21 protein-coding genes are annotated in these 23,277 nt (G+C 45.5%); 12 read left to right on the top strand and 9 right to left on the bottom strand.

The window, feature by feature from the left end; all coding sequences use genetic code 11:
• Positions 1–2 precede the first annotated feature (2 nt).
• The 7 genes from AC3A14_RS03795 to AC3A14_RS03765 are packed head-to-tail and all read left to right on the top strand — an operon-like array spanning position 3 to position 9,094.
• Entirely contained in the window at positions 3–1,526 is a 1,524-nt protein-coding gene (locus tag AC3A14_RS03795; RefSeq protein WP_318731209.1) for an HlyD family secretion protein, read from the top strand.
• Positions 1,527–1,561: 35 nt separating this feature from the next.
• Positions 1,562–2,248 (top strand): class I SAM-dependent methyltransferase, encoded by a 687-nt coding sequence (locus tag AC3A14_RS03790; protein ID WP_318731210.1) that lies wholly within the window; start codon positions 1,562–1,564, stop codon positions 2,246–2,248.
• Between the two features lie 58 nt (positions 2,249–2,306).
• Positions 2,307–3,755, top strand: a complete 1,449-nt coding sequence (locus AC3A14_RS03785; RefSeq protein ID WP_318731211.1) for a tetratricopeptide repeat protein — start codon at positions 2,307–2,309, stop codon at positions 3,753–3,755.
• Positions 3,752–7,042 (top strand): glycosyltransferase family 39 protein, encoded by a 3,291-nt coding sequence (locus AC3A14_RS03780; RefSeq protein ID WP_318731212.1) that lies wholly within the window; start codon positions 3,752–3,754, stop codon positions 7,040–7,042. Before AC3A14_RS03785 ends, AC3A14_RS03780 begins: the two co-directional genes overlap by 4 nt.
• Before the next feature lie 29 nt (positions 7,043–7,071).
• Positions 7,072–8,022, top strand: coding sequence for a lysylphosphatidylglycerol synthase transmembrane domain-containing protein (locus tag AC3A14_RS03775; protein ID WP_318731213.1), 951 nt, complete (start codon positions 7,072–7,074; stop codon positions 8,020–8,022).
• 17 nt (positions 8,023–8,039) lie between these two features.
• Complete coding sequence (locus AC3A14_RS03770; RefSeq protein WP_318731214.1) at positions 8,040–8,885, top strand: methyltransferase domain-containing protein; 846 nt, start codon at positions 8,040–8,042, stop codon at positions 8,883–8,885.
• A 35-nt stretch (positions 8,886–8,920) separates the two neighbouring features.
• A complete protein-coding gene (locus tag AC3A14_RS03765; RefSeq protein WP_318731215.1) occupies positions 8,921–9,094 on the top strand; it encodes a hypothetical protein in 174 nt (57 codons plus the stop codon).
• Between the two features lie 80 nt (positions 9,095–9,174).
• Here the strand turns inward: AC3A14_RS03765 and AC3A14_RS03760 are convergent, their stop codons facing one another.
• From AC3A14_RS03760 to AC3A14_RS03720, 9 genes are all read right to left on the bottom strand, one after another.
• Positions 9,175–10,125, bottom strand: coding sequence for a F0F1 ATP synthase subunit gamma (locus AC3A14_RS03760; RefSeq protein ID WP_318731216.1), 951 nt, complete (start codon positions 10,123–10,125; stop codon positions 9,175–9,177).
• A gap of 64 nt (positions 10,126–10,189) precedes the next feature.
• Positions 10,190–11,707: a F0F1 ATP synthase subunit alpha gene (gene atpA, locus AC3A14_RS03755; protein ID WP_271936098.1), complete on the bottom strand. Its 1,518-nt coding sequence runs from the start codon at positions 11,705–11,707 to the stop codon at positions 10,190–10,192.
• 84 nt (positions 11,708–11,791) lie between these two features.
• On the bottom strand, positions 11,792–12,340 hold the full coding sequence (atpH, locus tag AC3A14_RS03750) for an ATP synthase F1 subunit delta (protein WP_318719782.1): 549 nt from the start codon (positions 12,338–12,340) through the stop codon (positions 11,792–11,794).
• Positions 12,340–12,867 carry a F0F1 ATP synthase subunit B gene (locus AC3A14_RS03745; RefSeq protein WP_318719783.1) on the bottom strand — a complete coding sequence of 176 codons (528 nt, stop codon included), beginning with the start codon at positions 12,865–12,867 and terminating at the stop codon, positions 12,340–12,342. The genes atpH and AC3A14_RS03745 overlap by 1 nt, the downstream gene beginning before the upstream one ends.
• A 120-nt stretch (positions 12,868–12,987) precedes the next feature.
• Complete coding sequence (locus AC3A14_RS03740; RefSeq protein ID WP_318719784.1) at positions 12,988–13,467, bottom strand: F0F1 ATP synthase subunit B'; 480 nt, start codon at positions 13,465–13,467, stop codon at positions 12,988–12,990.
• 201 nt (positions 13,468–13,668) lie between these two features.
• A complete protein-coding gene (gene atpE, locus AC3A14_RS03735) occupies positions 13,669–13,914 on the bottom strand; it encodes an ATP synthase F0 subunit C (protein WP_271936094.1) in 246 nt (81 codons plus the stop codon).
• Between the two features lie 128 nt (positions 13,915–14,042).
• Positions 14,043–14,798, bottom strand: a complete 756-nt coding sequence (atpB, locus tag AC3A14_RS03730) for a F0F1 ATP synthase subunit A (RefSeq protein WP_318719785.1) — start codon at positions 14,796–14,798, stop codon at positions 14,043–14,045.
• Positions 14,799–14,896: 98 nt separating this feature from the next.
• On the bottom strand, positions 14,897–15,331 hold the full coding sequence (locus AC3A14_RS03725) for an ATP synthase subunit I (RefSeq protein WP_318719786.1): 435 nt from the start codon (positions 15,329–15,331) through the stop codon (positions 14,897–14,899).
• Positions 15,332–15,581: 250 nt separating this feature from the next.
• A complete protein-coding gene (locus AC3A14_RS03720) occupies positions 15,582–16,790 on the bottom strand; it encodes a class I SAM-dependent methyltransferase (RefSeq protein ID WP_318731218.1) in 1,209 nt (402 codons plus the stop codon).
• Between the two features lie 380 nt (positions 16,791–17,170).
• Here AC3A14_RS03720 and AC3A14_RS03715 point away from each other — a divergent pair, with 380 nt between their 5' ends.
• The 5 genes from AC3A14_RS03715 (at position 17,171) to AC3A14_RS03695 (ending at position 23,267) form a co-directional block, all read left to right on the top strand.
• Complete coding sequence (locus AC3A14_RS03715; RefSeq protein WP_318731219.1) at positions 17,171–19,843, top strand: phycobilisome rod-core linker polypeptide; 2,673 nt, start codon at positions 17,171–17,173, stop codon at positions 19,841–19,843.
• Between the two features lie 485 nt (positions 19,844–20,328).
• Complete coding sequence (apcA, locus tag AC3A14_RS03710; RefSeq protein WP_271936087.1) at positions 20,329–20,814, top strand: allophycocyanin subunit alpha; 486 nt, start codon at positions 20,329–20,331, stop codon at positions 20,812–20,814.
• Positions 20,815–20,899: 85 nt separating this feature from the next.
• Positions 20,900–21,385, top strand: a complete 486-nt coding sequence (apcB, locus tag AC3A14_RS03705) for an allophycocyanin subunit beta (protein WP_271936085.1) — start codon at positions 20,900–20,902, stop codon at positions 21,383–21,385.
• 243 nt (positions 21,386–21,628) lie between these two features.
• Positions 21,629–21,832 (top strand): rod-capping linker protein CpcD domain-containing protein, encoded by a 204-nt coding sequence (locus tag AC3A14_RS03700; protein WP_271936083.1) that lies wholly within the window; start codon positions 21,629–21,631, stop codon positions 21,830–21,832.
• Between the two features lie 256 nt (positions 21,833–22,088).
• Positions 22,089–23,267 (top strand): FtsW/RodA/SpoVE family cell cycle protein, encoded by a 1,179-nt coding sequence (locus AC3A14_RS03695; protein ID WP_318731220.1) that lies wholly within the window; start codon positions 22,089–22,091, stop codon positions 23,265–23,267.
• The last annotated feature ends 10 nt before the right edge of the window (positions 23,268–23,277 follow it).

Below are 23,277 nucleotides of genomic sequence, written 5' to 3'. Positions count from 1 at the left end.
CTATGACTTCTCCGAATTTGCCTTCCCAAATGTATCGCACAATTATCTGGGGACTTGTGATTACCATTCCTTTAGTCATCATGATTAGTTTAGGGTTTACTGTCCTATTACCAGCTCTGAATAATCCCCAATCTCGTATTTACTTCTCTCAATTTGGGGTTCCCAGTCGCTACCGAAGTCAAGGAAAACCGATTCCAGTGGAAACCGTTTCTGTTCAAAGTATTCCTTTAGAAACTCGTTTAGCTGGGCCAGGGGAATTTGTGCCTTTGCAACAAGTGGATGTGCGTCCGTTAGTTTCTGGGCCGGTGGAAAAAGTCTATGTGGTGGAAGGGCAAAGGGTGAAAAAAGGCGATCGCCTCGTTGAGCTGTATTCTATTCCCTTTGAAGAACGAGTCAATCAAATTCGTAACCAATTGGCGATCGCCGCAAAAAGACAACAAACCCTAGAACTCTCGGCTCCAGAGCGCATACAAGAGTTAGAAGCAGATGTGGCCATTGCGCGATCGCGGCTGCAAGAAGCCCAAGAGAGAGTCGAACAAATCCAAACCCTTGCCCAGCAAGAAATTGAGGAAAACGTAGAAAAGGCTCGCGAGCGCATGAAGGTGGCCGAACAAAAGCTCAAACAAATGGAAGAGTTGTTTCTAGAAGGGGCAATTTATGAATTTCAAGTCCTGGAAATGCAAGACCTCTATGCTCTACGTCAACAGGAATGGTTAGAAGCCCAACGGGGACAAGTGATCGCCCAAGACCGCCAGTTTAGTAATCAGGATTTCTATCTGGATCGGGAAAACCAACTAATCGCAGCCCAAAAAGCCCTCAATCAAGCCAGGCGCGACTTTGACGAGCAATTTGCCGTCAATCAACTGGAAATTGAAACCTTGCAACTGGAACTGCAAGAGGCGTTGAGAACCTTAGATCGCTCTGTTATTTATGCCGAGACCGATGGCTTAGTCAGTCGGATGTATATCCATCCCGGAGAAATTGCTGAACCTCAAGCTCCTGACCCTTTAATGACCCTAGCAGAAGATATGGTCTTTAAGGCATTTATTGACCAAGCCCAACTCAATGCCATTGAAATCGGCGATCGCGCCCAAATGAATTTTACTGCCTATCCAGGAAAAACCTATACAGGAGAAGTCATTCGCGTCAATCCCACCATTGAAACCCAGGCCATTACCCCAGTAAAAATTGGCATCGATCGCCAGTATACCTATTCCGTTTGGATTGCCGTGGATGAGGCGCAAATGCCACCAGGGTTACAAGGAGTCGCCAGTTTTCAGTCCAGTGACTCCAGTTTGGTGATTCCAGAGAGCGCAGTTAGCGAACTTTCTGGAGCTAGAGGGATGGTGATGGTGGTGGAGTCAGGACAAGCTATTCTGCGTTCTATCGAGTTGGGACGCACCTATGGCAATCAGCGCGAAGTCCTGGATGGTCTGACTGCTGGGGAAATCATTGTGGTCTATCCCCAAGGTTTACAACCGGGCGATCTTCTCGAACCCATCCCCACCAGCCAACCCATGCTTTAATTACCCATTTGTAATTCTTACGGAGGATAAAACCTATGTTGCAAAATTTAGAACGTCTGACCAAGGGACTGTATAAATGGGCGATCGCGCCCTGGATTTATGGTCAAAATGGGGATTATGATGCCCAGCGCTATTGGGGCGATCGCCTGACGCGCTATGGTTTATCGTTACAGGGAGTCGGCCATGAGGGGCGATCGGAACTTGAAAACCAGGAAGAATACACTCAAGCGGGTCAACTTTTTATTCAAGCTTGTACTCAAGCCAACATAAACATTTCCCAAGCTCGTATTCTAGAAGTTGGCTGTGGCACAGGATTTTACACCCAAATCTTGGCAGATTTAGGAGCAAGAAACTATCTAGGCATTGATATTACTGATGTCTTATTTACAGACTTGAGAGATAAATTTCCTCAGTTCTCATTTCAGAGACAAGATATCACTCAATATCAAGAAATAGGTCGATTTGACTTAATCGTTATGATAGATGTGATTGAGCATATCGTTATTGAAAAGAAAATAAAAGATACTCTGTGGAATCTCCAAAACTATCTTAATCCACAGGGCAAGATAATCATTGCGCCTCTTGTGCTTCAAGAAAAGAGGTCTTTGTTTCATGTCAATTTCTGGTCAGTCAAAACCCTTCAAGAAATCATGGAGACTTGTAAAACAACCTATGCCTTAAATTTCAGGAATGGACAATTAATGATTCTGGAAAAACTCTAGTGTTTAATTAATAGTGTAATCCTATGGAGAAGAAGTCAAACTTTTGAGAGGTATAGAAATGGAGCAGATCAGGCTAATATTAGCTCAGATACAGCGAAGTCACTTGTTGATGGCGATCGCCACTTTATTCCTGCTCAAAAGTATTCTCAACCTGTGGTATACCCTGCCCCCAGAAACCTTAAGCGCCTTTGATGTTGATCTAGCCAATCTCAATCAATGGCGTTATTTAGGGTTGATTCCCCTAGGATTGATGCTTTCTGTCCTATTGGGATGGCACAATACCCAATTGCATCAACGGCTGACTTGGATGTTACTGATCTTAGTATTATTGTATCCTTACTATACGATCACTTGGTCGCCGCGTATCTTCTTTTTAGCTAAATCTCTCTACCAACAACGGCAACCCATTACTCTGCACGTAGAGCAAAACTTTCCTGAAATTAAATCTCAATGGAAACAGAACATCGAATTGGGAATTTATCAACCAGTTCCCTCTATCTTTGAAAGTCGAGTTAGAGACCGTTATGTGTTTCAACCCTCCTCTTGGGAATGGATGGTCAAATCAATCTTTGGTTATAGCGATGCCTTTTTTAACTCCATTGGGCGCGGTTGGAGCTTGGCCATTCTGGGATTAAGCTTTAGCCTTTTAGCCTATTATCTCCAGTTAGGCGATCGAAGATTATCTGCTTGGATTGATGATATTCGCAGCTTATCCCCCTGGATAATCTCGATATTCCTGCTCATTCTTGGCTCCACATTAACTGTTAACTTGCTCAACCATCACCTAGAGACCGAGTTTGCTAAGGGACACTACAAGCAAGTCATGGTGCAATCCCAACGTTTAGCCCGTTGGTATCCCCTCGTGGAAGGAGATCGATCCTTTCTAGAGCGATGGGCAAAAGCTGGATGGTACAGTAAGCAACCCAATCCTGCTCTGATTGCCTTTACCCAAGGATTAGAACGGTATCGTTTAGATAATTATACCCAAGCCATTTCTTACTTTCAACAAGCCTTGCGCCTCAATCCCCATTTTTATTTAGCCCAAGGGTATTTAGCTACTACTCAACTCAATCAAGGGATCGATCAATTCAAGCAACCTGTTGTGCCTAAAAGACAACGGGATAAGCCCTTTCCCTATACCTACGACCTCTTAGATAGCCCCAATTATCAAAACCGAGCTAGACAACCCAATAATGCCAAGCCAATGTTAACAGCTCAATACTGCGAAGAAAGTTTAAAATCTTTTCCTAATCATTTAGAGGCTTTATATACTTTGATGGTCATTCGAGTAGTTAATTGGGACTTTCCTGGATCGGCCCAAATTGCCAAAAAGCTAATCAATTTACAACCTTATTTTCAGCAACCCATGTTAGCAGTCGTTGGCCAGGCCTATTTACATTTATCTTGGGAAAATTATCACGACCAAGACCTGGATCAAGCTTGGCAACGCTATCGTCAATCGGTCGATCGCAAAATTTGGGAAAAATTCATCGATCCTACCTCATGAAACATTCCTTTTCTTGGCTCTCTATCATTTCAATTGCCATTACCGGTTATCTGGTGGGAATGTTGGGGTTCTCTATTTGGGATCAGCCTCCAATGCTACCCACTCCGGTCAATTGGTCTCCTCAAGTGACCTGGATAGGCTTACCCAACCCTAGCTATCGTCTCTACACTCGTCAAACCCTTAATTTACCCGATCGCGTCAAAAGAGGGTGGTTGCGCCTGAGCGCGGATAATGATTTTCGGCTATATGTGAATGGAAAGGTATTGACTCAAGAAGTGAGTATCCTACGCAATACGCTAGGATTAGGGGGATTGGTGCAAGACTGGCCGCAAAAACTGAATGATTTCCGTCCATTTCCCTCCCTACGTCCGGAATGGGTTTATTTACGGGCCCCCAAAGATTGGAAAGTCACGTATTATGTCGATCTGACCCACTATCTGCAACCGGGAAAAAATGCGATCGCCGTTGAAGTGCAAAGTTCCCAACAGCATCCCCGTTTACTCTTAGAAGGGAAAATTTATCCAGTGGGGGATCTGGAAAAGGCGATCGATATCAGCACGGGAACCAGTGCCTGGAAAGTGTCTGAACGGTTCCAGAGTCGGCAACGGCTACACTGGTTTGATGCTGACTTTCCCGATCAAACCTGGCCTCTAGCCACCACTCTCGATCCCCCCAATGAAGCCACCTATAGCCGCTTAAGCCCCCTGGTATTTGACCGTCCCTTAACAGGACATTGGATTACCAGTTCTCTGAGTCCCTCTGGCGAAACCTGGCTGAGAACCTCTTGGTCAGTTTCCGTTAAACCCCAACAGGCTTGGATGCGATGGGTCGCTCAGAATGAATGTTCACTCCTGATTAATGGGTTGCTGGTTCAGCATTATCCGACTGAAGATAGCCAAACCCTGCATTTATCAGAGGTGAGTCGTTTTTTACATCCGGGAATCAATACCCTAGCAGTTCATTTAACGCCACCATTAACGGAAGATTGGCATGTAGCTTTTAATGAACCCCCCCAACGGAAAATTGTCTCTCAATTTTGGCTCGATGGATGGGTGGAAAATGCTCAAGGAACCCCTGAATCGATTATTCAGACGGATTCGAGTTGGCAGAGTCTGGAGTCCCCCATTAGGGGTTGGGAACAAGGAATAGGCGCTGCTGAAGCGGCCATTCAACTCAATTTACCAAATCCTGACCAATTTTCGCGATCGCTTGAGGGAGATAGCTATGCTCTCAACTATCCCCATTGGTTATGGCATCAAAGTATATGGTGGGGCTTAGGATGTCTATTCATCTCTATTTATAGCTTCGTTCTGGGAGTGTTTTGGCGAGATACAGCAGGAATAAAAGGAGCAACGTTAGACATTGGTACAGGTTTGCTCTTTCCCGGAACAATGTTTTTAAGCGTAATGGAATTGCTTAAACATCGCTATGGCATTTCCGAACGATGGCTAATATTTGCCCAACCCCATAGTGATGTGCTGATTTTACTGGGATTTGTGGGAGTGGTTTGCTTAACCTTACTCTGGAGTTGTATTGTTAATCGCCATCTAGGGTTATCTCCTACACCCATCAGTGGGGTCATCCTATGGAGTCTGTGGTTTATCTTAACCTGGATTGGGGCGATCGCCTTGGGTTTAGCTTTAGCAGACAATACAGCTCAATGGCCCATGGTGTGGATAGTCGCTAGTGGATTCATTTTATGGGGTCTAGCTCTACTGTTTTGGCAACAGACTCAGCGCATCTGGACTGATGGCATTACCTTCTGGCAACAACACTGGCCTCAATGGGGATATTACATAATAGTAGTGGCCATTACCCTAGGAGGGTTCATCCTCAGAGCTTACCGTCTTGATGCCATGGATTTAGAAGCCGATGAATATACCTCCTTAGATGCTACCAGAGGCATTTTAGCCACTGGCGCACCCGTAACCACTTCTGGCATTTGGTATACCAGAGGCCCCATCTTTCACTATCTTTTGGCTCTCTGGTTACGGTGGGTGGGGGACTCTGCGATGAATGCCCGGTTTTTGTCCGTACTATTTGGTACTGCCACTTTAGTCGTTGTCTTTTTTCTGACTCGTGCCATTACCGGAAAAACCGGGTTAGCCTTAGTGGTGACGGCCATTTTGGCGATCGATCCTTGGGAATTATGGTACTCGCGCTTTATCCGATTTTATCAAGTGTTGCAATTTGTAACCCTCATCAACATTTGGTTCTTAATTAAAGGTTTTATTGAAGGAAAACAGAAACGCTACCAATATCTATTTTATGTTGGAGTAATCATCATGTTACTCATTCAGGAAGGTAGTTTAACCCTACTTCCTGGATTGTTTCTCTGCTTTCTGTGTAGTTACTTTCCCTTGGAATGGCGTGAAGATAAGTCCATTGCGATCGGCTGTTTTGCAGTCATGGGAGTGTATGCTTACAACATTGGCTTTTTTATAGTTAAATGCTTAACACCAGTCGTTGCTATTTCCACAACCACAGATTCTTACTTGAAACCGAGATTATCAGACGTAACGGGATTTTTTACCAATTTCTTCATTGGCCCGAATTGGATGAATTTGATTTATACTGTTTTATTCATAGCTGGGCTAGTGTATTTTCTCCAATATCCCCAGAAAGTAATCCTGTGTTTGTATACTGTAATTGGCGTTAATCTTCTCTGTCAAACCCTTCTCGTCTATGTAGTGGCTGCCCGATATTTTTATCCCATCTATCCTCTATGTATCATCCTCTCTCTCTATGGCGCAACTTGTTTGATTGGGACTATCAGTCAACCCTGGAATCAACAATTAAGCAGTCAGCGTGTAATTCAGAAAATGACCTGGATTTTTCTAGCCATTCTACTCCTAGGAAATCTAGAGGTCGAAAAAGTTGTGGGTGCTTATTCAGATGCGATCGCCATCCGCAACACAGAAATACTTGATTATATTCAATCCCACAAACAACCTGGAGATATCATTATATCCAACACTTCTGCTGTATATACCTCCATTGGTGGATTAGATTATTATATTCCCCATCGTCTTTCTATTTTTGATGCAGTATATGCTCGCAATGGAGAAGTCATTGACCGTTGGGGAGGGGGTAAACTCTTAACCGATCTCGATCAACTCAACAGTATATTATCCAATCACAATAGAGTATGGATTCATCAATTCGATCGCTTGCAACCGCCTAAAAGTTTTCTTCATGCAAAAGAGCATAATCTTTATAAGACTTTGGGTGACTCTCAGTTTGAAACCTTCGGCGCTCAGGTGAAATTATGGAAACCAGAGAATTAAAACTTTCCTATACTCCAAAATGAATAATTATGAATAAAATCAAACAGACTGCGATTAAGGCTCTGATTAGCCTATCCATAATTGTTGCGATCTTTAGTCTAGTTAATCTGGAACAGATCTGGGCAAAAATCAGTGATTTATCGATTGGGTTTATTATATTTTGTTTATTCTATTATACCCTATTACAATGGATTAGTTGCTTGCGTTGGCAAGTTATTTTGAAGTCGAGTGGCTATAAACTCCCGATTATTTATTTACTCAAGAGTTATTTTTGTGGCATGTTTCTCAACTTGTTTCTTCCCGGATCTTTCGGGGGAGATGTCTATAGAACTTTTCAAGTCTCTAGAGAAACACAAAATGCCGAAGTCGCAGCAGCTTCGGTACTGCTGGAGAGATTTACAGGTCTCATCGCTCTTTGTTTTTTAGCCATGCTGGGGTTGCCTTTTGCTTGGAGGCTGATCGATCAATGGGATATCCTTTTAGTGTTTATGATTACTACAGGTTTTTTATGTATGGTATGGTTAACACTTACCAGCCCTAGGTTGTTTAACATAACTAAAAGAGTATTTACATTATTTCCTCTTGAAAATCTAGGCAATCGTTTAAGCAAAATTCAACAAGCTGGTATTTCTTTTCAGCGCAACTCACGAGTGTTTAATTTATCCCTATTTTATGCGACATTATTCATTTTAGGTGTAATTTATTATCATTATCTAGTCGCTCAACAACTCAACATTGAGATTTCTTATTTTGAGCTTCTAGTTTTCATTCCAATGATTACCATCGTTAGTCTCTTACCTTTTTCATTAGGCGGATTAGGAATAAAAGAAGGATTCTGGGTCTATCTATTTCTACGCATTGACTTAACCGCAGAATCTGCCGTAATCCTTTCTTTAACAATTACGGTTTTAGCTTGGATTATTTCATTACCCGGTGGTCTGCTGCTGATATTTTCAAAAAAATTACCCTTGTTAGATTAAGCTCAAGAGGAAAACCCATGAATAAAAATTCCGTATTATCCATTTATGAACAGTTACTCAGAAAGCGGTCTTTGTTCTTTAAGATCGTTTCCCCTATCCTGAAAGTATCAGCACTCTGGTATGCAGGCGATCGCGTATTGTGTCCGTGCTGCGAACAGCAGTTTCGGACGTTTCTACCTTTTGGAGCAAATAAACGCCCGAATGCCTTGTGTCCTGGATGTCTATCTCTAGAAAGACATCGATTGATGTGGCTGTATTTGCAGAATAAAACCTCTTTGCTTTCAGAGCAGTTAAAGGTTCTGCACATTGCTCCAGAATATTGGTTGCAAAGACGATTAAAAACTGTGCCTAACTTAACCTATTGGACTGCGGATATCCAACCTGGAGAAGCGATGCTGCAAATGGATATCACTAAGATTGATTATCCAGATAGCTCCTTTGATGTTATTTTATGTAGTCATGTCTTAGAGCATATTCCAGATGATACTCAAGCAATGCGTGAACTATGCAGAGTGTTGAAACCTGGGGGATGGGCAATTTTACAAGTCCCTCTCGATCGCGATCGAGAAGAAACGGTTGAAGGAACCCGTGACTTAACTCTCAAGGAGCGGAGACAACGCTTTGGTCATCACGATCATGTCAGAATGTATGGTCAGGATTATCAAACTAAATTGGAACAAGCGGGTTTCTCTGTTTTTGTCGATCGCTATCCGGAGGAGTTAGGTATCAATCAGATTGAATACTATGGATTAATGCCTAGTGAAGATATTTATCTGTGTACACTTAGTAGAAGAAAAGCAAGAAATTGTGGATTTAGGGCAACGAGTATTTCCTTTATAAAAGACGCTCGACCATTTGTTTAATTGCCTATGTTATTGACAGTTTCCAGACCGATAATTTGGGTCGTGCCATTGTCGGATTTATGGTTTGGGGTATTCCTTCGGGTTATTTAGCAGTCATGGGTAAATATCCATCCTGGGGAGCAGCATCAGCAGGATTGAATCCTAAAGACGACCAGAGCAAAATTGAGAAAGTATTTAATTATACTAATTTATCAAAGCGCTATACATAAAAAAATCGGTACAGCCTAGAGACTATCAGGCTGTACCGATAACTAATGGAATTATCCATTACCAGCGCGTAGCGCTAAATCTAGTTGAGGGCTTCGGCTCCACCGACAACTTCTAGGAGTTCTTGGGTAATGGCAGCTTGCCGAGCCTTGTTATAGGATAGGGTGAGCGTGTTGATCATTTGACTTGCATTATCCGAAGCACTACTCATCGCTGTCATCCGAGCAGCTAATTCACTAGCGGCTGATTCTTGCAGGGCGCGTAGGAATTGATTTTTAACGAATAGGGGTAAGAGGGCTTCCAGGATTTGTACAGGATCTTGCTCAAAGATCATATCTCTGGGGAAACTCTCTTCAGAGGAAGACGTAACTTTTTCTCTGGCAACATTGAAGCTACCATTGGCTGTGGTTAAGCGAAAGACTTCATCATCAACGACTTCTAACCCTTGGGGAGTTAAGGGAAGTAGGGTTTGAATAACGGGTCTGGAGCTAATTAAGGAGACGAATTTGGTATAGATGAGTTCTACCCGGTCTACCTTACCAGAGATAAACCATCCGAGAATGTTATCTACAATTTCGTCTGCTTCTTCAGCACTGGGTATTTGTCCTAGGTCTGTGCGGGTAGTAGCAATGGGGACATCCCGACGCTGGAAGTATTGAACAGATTTACGGCCTAAGAGGGCATATTCGTAGTTGAGGCCTTCTTGTTCGAGTTCTTTGGCTCGCATTTCGGCGCGACGGATGACGTTACCATTGTATGCGCCACAGAGGCCGCGATCGCCGGAAAAGACAATTAAGCCAACAGTTTTTACATCCCGATTTTTGAGCAGTTCGAGGTCAACATCTTCAAACTGAAGGCGACTTTGCAGGCGATACAGGACTTGAGCCAAACGGTCAGCAAAGGGACGGGTGGCTAACACTTGTTCTTGGGCGCGACGCACTTTTGCTGCGGCCACCAAACGCATAGCTTCCGTAATTTTGCGAGTATTTTTAACGGATTTGATGCGATCGCGGATCGCTTTAAGATTTGGCATAGGAAAGACAAGGAGATAGGGACAGGGAATAGTGGATAGGGATCGACTATCCACTATCTGAAGACTAGGCAGACACCAAGAAGGTTTGCTTATATTCAGCGATCGCTTCTTTTAACAAGCCTTCTGCTTCATCGGTGAGTTTCTTCTCACTCTGAATCACTTCGCCAAACTTGGGTTTGCTCGATTTCAAATAATCCCGCAATCCTTGGGCAAACGTTGCGACTTTTTCTACCGCAATATCATCAAGATATCCATTTAATCCTGCATATACACTAGCCACCTGTTCGGGTACACTCAATGGTGAATTTTGGGGCTGTTTGAGTAACTCTTGCAGGCGCTGTCCCCGTGCCAATTGGTCTTGGGTTGCCTTATCTAAGTCAGACGCAAACTGGGCAAAAGCTCGCAGGTCATCATACTGAGCTAATTCCAGTTTCAGTTTCCCAGCCACTTTTTTCATGGCTTTGGTTTGAGCTGCCGATCCCACACGGGATACGGAGATACCGGCGTTAATCGCTGGGCGTAAGCCAGAATTGAATAGGTCAGCCGATAAGAAGATTTGACCATCGGTAATCGAAATTACATTGGTGGGAATGTAAGCCGAAACATCCCCAGCTTGGGTTTCGATAATCGGTAGAGCCGTCATACTACCGCTACCCAGCTCGCTATTGAGTTTAGCTGCCCGCTCGAGCAGACGGGAGTGGAGATAGAATACATCTCCAGGATAGGCTTCACGACCGGGAGGACGACGCAAGAGCAGGGACATTTGACGGTAGGCTTGGGCTTGCTTACTCAAGTCATCGTAGATTACGAGAGTATGTTTGCCTTTGTACATGAAGTATTCCGCCATACTTGCTCCAGTATAGGGAGCAATATATTGTAGGGTGGCGGGGTCACTGGCGTTAGCGGCAACCACGATGGTGTAGTCCATGGCTCCCTTTTCTTCCAGGGTAGCAACGACTTGAGCTACCGTAGAAGCTTTTTGACCGATCGCCACATAAACGCAAACTACATCCTCGGACTTCTGATTGATAATCGTATCAATAGCAACGGTGGTTTTTCCGGTTTGGCGATCGCCAATAATCAGCTCCCGTTGGCCGCGACCGACGGGAATCATGGCATCAATTGCCGTAATTCCCGTTTGCAGGGGTTCGCAAACCGATTGACGGGCAATAATTCCAGGAGCAGGAGATTCAATCAACCGACTTTCGCTAGTATTGATGTCGCCTTTCCCATCGATCGCTTCACCCAGGGGATTGACCACCCGGCCAATCATGGCATCACCAACGGGGACTTGGGCAATCCGGCCGGTAGCGCGAACGGAGCTACCTTCTTGGATATTGGTTCCATCACCCATCAATACCGCCCCCACATTGTCCTCTTCCAGGTTGAGGACAATACCAACGGTTCCGTCTTCAAATTCTACAAGTTCTGCGGCCATGGCGTTGTCTAAGCCATAAATCCGCGCAATACCATCACCAACTTGAAGAACTGTACCGACTTCAGAGACTTTTACATCTTGGTCGTACTGTTCAATTTGTTGTTGGATAATACTGCTAATTTCGTCTGGTCTGATAGCTACCATATGCGTCTATTTTGGGATATAAGAGGTGCTGTGTGTACTTCAGATTTTGAGCTTTAGGACGCTCAAGTCTCCAGGGAGGAGACCCTAGGCCAGAGCTAAACCAATGCGCCGCAGTTGGCCTCGCAGACTGGCATCAATCACTTGAGATCCCACTTGGATGATTACGCCACCAATCAGGTCTGGATCGATGCGAGTTTCGATTTCTACATGCCTAGCGTTGGTCATCGCTTGAGTGCGCTCGGCGATCGCTGTGCGTTCTTCTTCCCTCAGTTCTACGGCTGAGGTCACCTGGGCCAACACGGTTTGATTCAGTTTCCGCAATAGGGCCAGGTAGGTTTGGCAAACGCCATCTAAAAATTGGATGCGTCCGCGATCGACCAGCAGGAAGAGGAACCGTTGAACATAAGCATCCGTTCCCTCTTCTGTAATTTGTCTGAGAACCCCTTTTTTTGCATCGGGGTTCACTAAGGGATTACCTAAAAACGAGCGGAGCTGTTCGCTGCTCTCCCACATTTCTAAGATCAGACGCACATCATCACCAAACTTATCGGTCAGGTCATGATTTTGGGCGATGGACATTAGCGCTTGGGCATAAGGTTCTACAATTGAACCTATCATGGAACTATTTGCCATTAGTTTCCTCCTACCCTAGCAATGCTGCGATCGATCAGTTGATGCTGAAGATCGTCATTTAATTCATCTCTAATTTGGGATTCCACCCGTTGCATCGCTAAAGCTACCACCCGTTTCCTAAGTTCAGCAATCACTCGACTTTGTTCAGCGTCTAGATCTTGGGCGGCTGTTTCTTGTAATCTTTGGATGTCTTCATCCGATTTAGCCAAGATGGTGGCTTTTACCGATGCGGCTCGTTCACCCGCCTGTTGACGGATTTTTTCCGCTTGAGCTTGAGCCTGAGCGAGATTTTGTTCTTGTTCTTTGAGCGCAGATGCCGCTTTTTGTTGTCGCTCTTCGGCATCTTTAATGGCGTTTTCAATGGCTTCGCGCCGGTCGGCTAAGGTTTTACCCACTGCCGAGCGACCGAAGTACACCAGCACTCCGATAATAATACCGAGGTTAATGAGGTTCGTCTCAAGTACATCAAAATTGAGTCCGAATCCACCTTTTGTTGCTTCTGTTGCCAGCAACCACAAATTACCCATGCTAGGAAAGTCCATTTGAGCGCAGTTTTTCTACAGGTTTTCCTCGTTTTCGACCCAGGATTGGGACACAAACGAAGTCCGAAATGTTATGTGGGTATCGAAGGTTAAGCAGCAAGATCCTTAACAGGTTTTGAGCAGCTTATCGAGGATTTGGCGACTGAGTTGGTCTACCTGTCCTTCTAAAACGCCTAGGGTTTCCTGTTTTTGTCGATCGATTTCTTGCTGGGCTTGTTCGCGTTTGGCTTGAGCTTCTTGCTGGGCCTGAGCCATGTTCTGAGCTGCAATTTTATCGGCTTCAGCTTGAGCTTGAGCAATCACAGCTTGTGATTGTTTACGAGCGCCTGCGAGTTCTTCTTCGTACTGATTCGCGAGCTGTTCAGCTTTGGCTAAACGTTCGCGAGCTTCGGTTAAATTAGAACGGATATAGTCGCTCCGTTCATCTATAGCACTGCCGAGAGGCTTATAAAAAATCTGATTCAGTAGAGCTGCTAAGATAAGGAATTGGATAGCCATTACAGGTAAAGTGGCATCTAGGTCAAAAAGACCTCCTGCTTCCTCAGCCGCTGCTTCTACTGCAAGAAGTATTGTCCCATCGATCATTGGCGATCGTCCCCAGTTTTTAACGATTTGCTCTGGTTTTACACTTATCCTGTTCTTGGTTAACAGAGCAGGGTTTCCCTAGCGTTTCTAGGGAGTTTGGCCTAATCTGTAACGGAACTGACAATCTCGGCGATTGGCTTTCGTTAGATTAGGGTAGAGATAGAAAGCGTTCCTATCTCTACTGTTCGTCAGCGCGATCGCTTACGAGAAGGGGTTAGCAAACAAGAGTACGAGGGCAACAACCAGACCGTAGATGGTTAGCGCTTCCATGAATGCCAAACTCAGCAGGAGAGTGCCTCGGATTTTTCCTTCAGCTTCGGGTTGACGGGCAATACCTTCTACGGCTTGACCAGCAGCGTTTCCTTGTCCAATTCCAGGACCGATAGCAGCTAAACCAACAGCAAGGGCAGCAGCAATAACGGAAGCAGCAGCAATTAGTGAATCCATGATGGGTTCAATCTCCTTTTTTAAATTGAGTACACTTGATAGGATTTTTTCTTTCGGCTTGAGACCGAAGATCGGCAGAGTGAGCTTCTCTCTCTGTTGGGATGGGGATGAGCCTTGTCCCTTGACGGCTAGCTATGTTCTTCTTCGCCATGATGGGGATCTTCTAGAGCTTCCCCAATGTAGGTGGCTGCCAAGGTAGCAAAGATGAGGGCTTGAATGGCACTTAAGAATATTCCCAATGCCATCACAGGTAAGGGAATAAACAAGGGAACCAGTAAGACTAACACCCCAACCACCAGTTCATCAGCCAGAATGTTACCAAATAGACGGAAGCTCAGGGATAGAGGCTTAGTGAAGTCTTCAATTACCTTGAAGGGGAGCATGAAGGGCACTGGCTCAACGTAGTGAGCAAAGTATCCTAAGCCCAGCTTTTTGAGACCGGCGTAAAAATACGCTAGGGAGGTCAAAAGAGCTAGGGCGACCGTGGTATTGATATCGCTGGTTGGCGCAGCTAGTTCACCTTCTGGCAAATGGATGATTTTCCAGGGAACTAAGGCCCCTGACCAATTTGACACAAAGATGAACAAAAATAAAGTACCGACGAAGGGAACCCAGGGTCGATATTCTTTTTCACCCATGGCATTTTTGGCCAGGTCTCGAATAAATTCCAAAGCGTACTCCATGAAGTTTTGCATTCCGCTGGGTACTCTTTGGATGTTTCGAGTGGCGGCGACTGAGGCAATCACAAGCAATCCAATCACAAACCAGGAGGTGATCATGACTTGCCCATGAATTTTGAGATTACCGATTTCCCAATAGAGATGCTTACCGACTTCAAGCTCGGCGAACGGGAGGCTATGATAAGCGTCCAGGAAGTTAAGCATATCCATTATTAAAGAGGGTTCAGAGTTAGGGTACTGATCGAAGTGGCTTGCCTTTTTACAGGATTTTACCGATCATCCATGGGGCGATCGCTCGCTGATTATGGAGTTAAGGTGGTCCTGAGAACATAAGCGATGATCGCAGCTTTGTAGGTTAAAAATCCCAAAAAAATGGGCACGATTTCTAGCTGTTTCCATTGGAAGGCGACAATCATCACGCCAATGAAAATGGCTAAACCGGTATTGCCAAGACGTTGCTTTGCTCGTCCGAGTCCTTCTACGTTTTTAGCCAACAGTCTGAGGTAAACTATCCCCGCACAGGAGCCGATCAGATAACTGAGGGCGGTTCCCAGGGAATAAAAGAACCAGACAGACACGAAGGCAACTCCTGTCATTCCCAATGTCCAACCATACAATTGAGTTTGTAGTTGATAATACTCTTCCATTGCGCCCGGTGAGGCACTGGGGAGAGGGGTTTGGGGCAGGTCTTCTGCTGTTAGCGTTTCCGTTTTCGGAGATTCGTCGGAGGTGTTCACTTCGACTGGTTAACCTGAGTTGTTGGTCTGCGTTTTTCCATCACCGCGTAAAAAGGGATATTCCTTTGCGGGAAAAGGATTCTGTGGAGTTTTCTCCGTCAGGAGAGCCACAGAGGATCTAGCCAAACGTTCTTTCAGGTGACCCTGAGAGGTCTGTTCGTAGACTCCCTGGAAATCATATCACGGAGAGGGATCAGTTTCTGAAGAAAGTGTTAATCCTTTGAGGGCATCAGGAAATAGGGAATTATCCTCAAAGATTTGTGGGGTTATCTTCCGAGATTGGGGGCGTTAAAAGAATCAAGTTTTGCTCTAGGAGAAATCGCATCTGTTCTAGGTTGTGTTGGGTTTCGCTCAGAATCTGTGCAATGGTTTGTTGACCATTACAGGCTTGAAGCAGTTGGAATTGTTCCTCGGATAGGGTAACGGGTTTATAGTCCTGATTGAGAAGGCTTCGGGAGGGCCATCCATGGAGACAGGGATTGGGTTCAGCAATCGCTGCGGCCAGACTTCGATCGTCCGACCAGTCGGTGCGATCCAGGGGAGGACGAGCAAGGAAGAATTCGTAGTGGGTCAGTTCTGGGTCAAGCAGTTCAATCAAGTGATAGCGTTGGCGTTCGCTTAGGCTCTCTACTCGTTTCATCAGGTCTGGGGCTTGCCCAAGCAGGCGTTCAATGGTCCAATACTGGGGATTGGAAAAGCCCACAAAGGCTAATCCGGAAGCATCGATCAATTCAAACAGAGTCTCAATGGTGTAATCAATTTCTTGGGGATGAACGTACATATCGGCAAAACATTCATCTTGATGATTTTCCAAGGCCCAGCGCCGTTTGTCTTCCCGCACGATGCGGTTATCTTCCGGTAATACGGAAAACAGATCGCGTCCAATTTTTACGCCATCCTGGTAATCTCCACGATGTTCTCCTTGCAGCAGAGCGATCGCCTGTTGCATCAGTTGAATTTCAAATCGTCCCAAGTGGGCGTAAACAAAAATATGGAGAATTCCCCCAGGCGCTAACTTACAAGCTAGGGATTGAATGCCACGAATGGGATCGGGGAGGTGGTGTAAGACTCCCACACAGTTGATGAGCTGAAACTGTCCCGGTAATTGGGCCACATCGTACAAACTGAGGTGATGAAACTCCACTCGGTCAGCCCCCGATCGCTGGCAACGCTCCTGAGCCACAGCGATCGCTCCAGCACTCAAGTCAATGCCCACTACAGAGGCTTGGGGATTAAGATGAACCAAATATTCTGTACCGACACCCGTGCCACATCCAGCATCCAGGATACGGATATCTTGACGAGGAGGTTTACGTCCCGTACAAAACTGGTAAGCCGTCAGCCAATTCCAGCGCCAGTTGTATCCCGGAGGAGGTTCATCAAGGAAGGGTTCTGGAGGAAAGGGATAGGTATCGTACAGTTTCGCGACGGCGTTACTAATAGCTTGAGCTTCAGACATAGTGAGGAGCGTATGATTTCTGCCAGATCTGATTATCCAATATTTGGGCCACAGGGATCATGAGAAATTTTGCCCATCAGGAGTAGGATAAGAGCGGCTAGAGCGGGGGAAGAGAGGATTCGATGACTCCTAGAGCTGTTAGAAGTTGTTGATAACGTAACAAAACTTATCTTTTTTCTCAGTCAGGGGACTGGGATCGCCTATGATGTAGAATCGTTACGCTTTTTAATAAACAAGGGGAGTCAACCCAGACTACTCTTAAGATCAAACACCAATAGCTATTCAAGGATCGGTCCAATGGACTGGCCATGGATAGCCAAAAGCTGTTTAACGCATTAATGCAATTGCTGTAAACATCCAAAGGGAGCGAAGAAGAGCGCATGACTATCAAGGCAAGTGGTGGAAGCTCCGTTGCTCGTCCGCAACTGTATCAAACGGTAGCTGTTTCAACAATTTCTGTTGCTGAACAGCAAGACCGTTTCTTAGGACGGACTGAACTCGGTGAACTTTCAACCTATTTCGAGTCGGGTCTCAAACGGTTGGCGATCGCCGAAGTCCTCACCAAAAATTCTGAACTGATTGTTTCACGAGCAGCCAATCGGATCTTTACCGGTGGATCTCCCATGGCTTTCTTGGAAAAGCCTGCCGATCCCGAACCCATGCTCGTTGGAGCAAGCCAACGCACGCAAGGCACAGAAACCTTTATAGAAAGCAAGTCCGGTGGTGGACTCTTTTCTGGATTCGGGTCTTTATTTAGCGGTGCCAGTGCCGGCCCCGTTCCTCCAGGATTCCGTCCCATTAACGTTTCCCGTTATGGGCCGGCAAATATGACCAAATCCCTACGGGATTTAAGTTGGTTCCTGCGTTATATCACTTATGCGATCGTTGCTGGAGACCCCAATATTCTCTCCGTCAATGTCCGAGGACTCAGAGAAATTATTGAAGGCGCTTGTTCTACGGCTGCAACCCTCGTAGCCCTACAGGAAATGCGAGCTGGCGCTTTAGCATATGTTAAAAATGACGCAGAAGCCAGTGATATCGTTGGACAATACTTTGACGTAGTGATCTCAGAATTCAAAGCTTCCACACCGTCAAACAAAATCCGTCAACGCCAGACCTTAGATCAACAAGGACTCACACTCCCTCAAATCTATTTCAATGCGTCTGAGAGTCGGCAAAAATTTGTCATGAAGCCCGGATTGTCCTCTTCCGAAAAACAGGAAGTGGTCAAGGCAGCCTATCGGCAAATCTTTGAACGAGATATTACTCGTGCCTATTCCCAATCCATTTCTTATCTAGAATCTCAGGTGAAAAATGGCGACATCTCCATGAAGGAGTTTGTACGTCGTTTATGTCTGAGTCCCCTCTATCGCCAGCAGTTCTATGAACCGTTTGTCAATAGTCGGGTCGTAGAACTAGCCTTCCGTCATATTCTCGGTCGAGGTCTGTCGAGTCGGGAAGAGTTCCAAAAGTATTTCTCCATTGTTTCTGATGGGGGACTCCCCGCTTTAGTGGGTGCTTTAGTCGATTCCCAAGAATACGCCGATTACTTCGCAGAAGAGACGGTTCCTTACTTGCGCGGTTTAGGACAAGAAGCCCAAGAGTGCCGCAACTGGGGGCCCCAACAGGATCTGTTTAAGTACAGTGCCCCCTTCCGCAAAGTACCCCAATTTATTACCACCTTTGCGGCCTACAACGGTCCCTTACCGGATCGGCATGTGTATGGTTCGGGTAACGATCCTCTAGAAATTCAGTTTGGAGCAATTTTCCCGAAAGAAACCCGCAATCCCAGTAACAGTCCTGCACCCTTTGGTAAGGATACGCGCCGTTTGTTGATTCATCGAGGCGCAGGGATTGATAGCCAGATTTCAGCTCCAGGAGCACGGGGTAAAGCACCCGGTAGTTTAGGGGCGAAGGTCTTTAAGTTGGATCAAGTCCCGGCAACGGTGAGTAAAAAAGCGGGAACTAATATCAAGTTCTCGGAAACTTCCACCCAAGCGGTAATTCGCGCCTGTTATTTACAGGTCTTTGGCCGGGATGTTTATGACGGTCAACGGCTGAAGGCGATGGAGACTCGCCTGGAAAATGGAGAGATTACAGTTCGGGAATTTATCAAAGCGCTGGCTAAGTCAGATGTTTTCCGCAATCTGTACTGGAGTTCTCTGTATGTGGTGAAGGCGATTGAGTATATCCACCGTCGGTTGTTGGGTCGTCCGACCTATGGCCGTCCGGAAATGAATCAGTATTTTGATTTGTGTTCTAAGAAGGGTTTTTATGCTCTGGTAGATGCAATTATTGATTCCGTTGAGTATGCTGAGTCCTTCGGAGAAGATACCGTTCCTTATGAGCGGTATTTGACTCCAGCAGGGTTGTCCTTACGCTCGATGCGGGTAGGTACTCTGCGTGAAGATATGGGTCAACTGGTTAAACCAGAAGAGACTCCACGCTTTATTGAGCTAGGCGCGGTCACTTCACCACGGGGTGAAATCGAGGTACAAGAGCGGATTACTCAAGGGGTTCGCAAACAACGGGAACAACGTAAGGTCTTTAAGTTAACCAATTTGACAGATGTTCCAGCCGTGAAGATCTTGATTGGTGCCGCTTATCGTCAAGTCTTTGAGCGCGATGTAGCACCGTTTGTGGTCAGTAATGAGTTCTCTAGTTTAGAGAGTCGTTTGGGTAATGGTGAGACCACGGTCAAGGAGTTTATTGAAGGGTTAGGTTGTTCCGATCTGTATATCAAGGAGTTCTATACGCCTTTCCCGAATACGAAGGTGATTGAGCTGGGAACCAAACATTTCTTGGGTCGTGCGCCTTTAGATCAAGCGGAGATTCGTAAGTATAACCAGATTTTGTCTAGTGAGGGTATTCGTGCCTTTATTGGGGCAATGGTTAATAGTATGGAATATCTACAAGCCTTTGGTGAAGATGTGGTTCCCTATTGTCGGTACAATACGCTTCCTGCGGCTAACTTCCCGAATACGGAGAAACTTTATAACCAGTTGACGAAGCAAAGTAAGGAGATTGTGATTCCTAGCTTTGAACCGGTCTAACGACAATCGAGGTTGAAATTTGAACTCAATCCCCCTAGAGGGTGAGAGGGATGTCCATTGGGGAAGAGTTAAGGCTCAATCCCTGATGGACTTTATGGTTTATGGGAAAAAACGTGAAGTTTTGTAACAACCGATCGAAGCACAGGTCAATGGTCTTAAATACCTATGCTAACCGGATGAGAGAAGGGGTCAAAATGAGGGTAAATGTTAAAAAATATTAAGAAGTGATTTAGGATGTGAACTCCATGCCTGACAATGAGTTCGGACGGATATAAAACCAATGAGTTATATCGGAGGTTAATGTCCGGCGATCGCTGAGTCAAACTCTGTGTTTTTAAGCTAATTTCCTTGAGCTATGCCAAGGTCTCTTAAAAAAAGCAAGTTCATAACCGAAGTTGCAACACAATTAGACTCAGACCCTTTGGCGCAAGCCATCTATATAAGACCCAATTGGTGACAATTTCTATTTTGGAGGACTCCACAACATGAGTATCGTCACGAAGTCCATCGTGAATGCTGATGCTGAAGCTCGTTATCTCAGCCCAGGCGAACTGGATCGGATCAAAGCTTTTGTAACATCTGGTGAGCAACGTTTACGGATTGCCCAAATCCTCACTGACTCCCGCGAGCGCATTGTTAAGGAAGCTGGTGACCAACTCTTCCAAAAACGCCCGGATGTGGTTTCTCCTGGTGGAAATGCTTATGGCGATGAAATGACCGCAACCTGCCTGCGGGACATGGACTACTACCTGCGTCTAATTACCTATGGAATCGTGGCTGGTGATGTCACCCCCATCGAAGAAATCGGTTTGGTTGGTGCAAAAGAGATGTACAAATCTCTGGGCACTTCCATAGATGCAGTGGCTGAAAGTGTTAGTTGCATGAAAGCTGTCGCAACTTCCCTGATGTCAGGTGAAGATGCAAATGAAGCCGGTTCTTACTTCGATTATGTCAAAGGTGGTCTGACCTAGACTTCACCCAAGTTTTAGCCAAGGCTCAGGTTTTGAGCATTAACTACAACTGACCATTTTAAGTAACTTCATCAAGAACACAACCATGCAAGACGCAATTACTGCTGTTATCAATTCTTCTGACGTTCAAGGTAAGTACCTTGATACTTCCGCTCTAGACAAGCTCAAAGGCTACTTCCAAACAGGTGAGCTGCGGGTTCGTGCAGCTACGGCAATTAGTGCTAATGCTTCTACCATTGTGAAAGAAGCAGTCGCTAAGTCTCTGCTGTACTCTGATACCACTCGTCCTGGTGGTAATATGTACACCACCCGTCGCTACGCTGCTTGTATCCGTGATTTGGATTACTACCTGCGTTATGCCACCTATGCAATGTTGGCTGGAGATCCTTCTATCTTAGATGAGCGGGTTCTCAATGGTTTGAAAGAAACCTACAACTCTTTGGGTGTTCCCATCGGTTCCACGGTTCAAGCCATCCAATCTATGAAAGATGTTACGGCTAGCTTAGTTGGTGTTGACGCTGGTAAAGAAATGGGCGTTTACTTCGATTACATCTGCTCTGGCTTAAGCTAGGCTAAGTGCTTCAACTGAAGGTGGTACTTTATCAACTCCCTTCAGAAGTGGAGTCTGGGAAGTCTAGGGTAAGTCCTAGACCGTTACAAGCCTAATCTATGGAAAGGGTTTGTCTCGGTGATTAATAGCCGATCGCAATGGTCTAGAATTGGCTCTTGACTCCCAGACTTTGGAGGGTAAAGTAAAAAGGTTTTAATACCATTTTTTCTGCATTTTTGAATCACAATTAGGAGAGATTAGCCCATGCGGATGTTTAAGGTAACGGCTTGTGTGCCCAGTTTAAGCAGAATTCGGACGCAACGAGAACTTCAAAATACCTACTTCACAAAGTTGGTTCCTTATGATAATTGGTTTCGCGAACAACAGCGAATTATGAAAATGGGTGGCAAAATCCTCAAAGTGGAGTTGGCTACGGGTAAAGTGGGAACCAACGCTGGTTTGATCTAATTCTGTATCAGTTGCGCTCCGGATGAGGGTTTTCCCTGTTGACAAAACCTGCACAAGAGTTTTCTAACAAAGCAAAAGTAAGGGTTAAAGCTTTACTTTTGCTTTGTTGTTTGTTAGAGTCCAGAGAGAATTGGGTGGATACAGTAGCTTCCTCTACCTGTGGAGTAGGGTCTAATTTTCATTTGTGCCTGTACCCCAAGCTATTCCCTATTCCCAGTTCTTTGTTCCCCAGCACGAAGCTCTATAACAACAGTCCTTGAAGTTCCAACAGTTAATTCTTTTGATTGACCCCTCGGTGAAGGAATGGGCAATAGAAGCCAGACTATTGCGGTGGTTAACATTCCTTTGGTTGTCGGTTGGGTTGATGATTCTGTTTTCTGCATCCTATCCCCTGGCGAATAGCTACTATGAGGATGGGTTTTATTATGTAAAGCGGCAGATGGCTTGGGCTGTTTTGGGCTGTGTGGGGTTTAATTTCATGGTTCATACGCCGTTGAAATCGTTGATGAGAGTTGCCCAATGGTTTCTACTGCTGTTTCTGGGATTGATTGGGGTGACGGTGATTCCTGGATTGGGAATAACGATTAATGGGGCCACTCGTTGGTTATCTTTGGGGGCGTTTCCGATACAACCTTCGGAGTTAATTAAGCCATTTTTGGTTCTGCAAGGGGCGCAAGTGTTTGGTTTATGGCCGTCGTTGAAACCGGCAATTCGCTGGCGATGGTTGGGAATTTTTGGGGCTGTGTTGGTGGGGATTTTGCTGCAACCGAACCTGAGTACGGCGACGTTTTGTGGGATGACGTTGTTTGCGATCGCCGTGGCTTCTGGTTTACCCTATCGCTCCTTGCTCACAACTGGGGGAGTAGGATTGGGTTTGGGGATGTTGAGCTTGAGCATTAATGAGTATCAACGGCAGCGGATTATGACGTTTTTAGATCCTTGGGCCGATCCGATGGAGAATGGTTATCAATTAACTCAAAGTTTGATGGCGATCGGCTCAGGAGGGTTTTGGGGAAGTGGGTTAGGACTCTCTCAACAAAAATGGTTCTATTTACCCATTCAGTACACGGATTTTATTTTTGCGGTTTATGCTGAGGAATTTGGCTTTGTCGGCAGTCTACTGTTGTTACTTATGCTGGGGGTGTATGCCACTCTAGGGTTGGTGGTGGCGCTCAAATGTACGGATAAGTTTCATCGTTTAATTGCGATCGGTGCGACTTTTCTGCTGGTGGGACAATCATTGATTAATATTGGGGTGGCGACTGGAGCATTACCAACGACTGGTTTACCCTTACCGATGTTTAGTTATGGGGGGAATTCGATGATTGCCAGTCTGTTATCTGCGGGGTTATTGGTGCGAGTGGCTAGAGAGAGTCGTCAAGCGCAGGTGGTGTCTCTGGACGATCGCCGTAGGAGACAGACACAGCTCAAATAAGATTAATTTT

Source organism: Roseofilum sp., assembly GCF_982964205.1.
This window is presented reverse-complemented; position numbering and strand designations above follow the sequence as displayed.